The 535-nt window shown below is 45.4% G+C and carries 2 tRNA genes and 1 rRNA gene; all 3 read left to right on the forward strand.

From position 1 onward, the window contains the following. A 16S ribosomal RNA gene (locus AAIE21_RS29320) occupies nucleotides 1-94 on the forward strand; the annotation flags it as partial. Between the two features lie 131 nt (nucleotides 95-225). Next, nucleotides 226-302 (forward strand) — tRNA-Ile (locus tag AAIE21_RS29325). Between the two features lie 8 nt (nucleotides 303-310). Continuing rightward, nucleotides 311-386, forward strand: a tRNA-Ala gene (locus AAIE21_RS29330). Nucleotides 387-535: the final 149 nt, after the last annotated feature.

Here is a 535-nt window from a genome sequence, read left to right on the forward strand (position 1 = left end):
TTTATGGAGCCAGCCGCCTAAGGTGGGACAGATGATTGGGGTGAAGTCGTAACAAGGTAGCCGTATCGGAAGGTGCGGCTGGATCACCTCCTTTCTATGGAGAATTGATGAACGCAGTTCATCAATATAAGTTTCCGTGTTTCGTTTTCGTTTAGTTTTGAGAGTTCAATAAAAGTATTGACTCTTTAAAAAGCATATGATATAAATTAATTCTGCAATTTGTATGGGCCTATAGCTCAGCTGGTTAGAGCGCACGCCTGATAAGCGTGAGGTCGATGGTTCGAGTCCATTTAGGCCCACCATACAACTTGGGGCCTTAGCTCAGCTGGGAGAGCGCCTGCCTTGCACGCAGGAGGTCAGCGGTTCGATCCCGCTAGGCTCCACCAAAACGCTATTTTATATAGCGTAGTATGTTCTTTGAAAACTAGATAACAGTGTAGCTCATATTTTTTAATTTTAGTTTGGTTAAGTTAGAAAGGGCGCACGGTGGATGCCTTGACACTAGGAGTCGATGAAGGACGGGACTAACGCCGAT

This window comes from Paenibacillus sp. 102, from assembly GCF_039549175.1.
In the GTDB taxonomy this organism is placed as follows: domain Bacteria; phylum Bacillota; class Bacilli; order Bacillales; family Bacillaceae_G; genus Bacillus_A.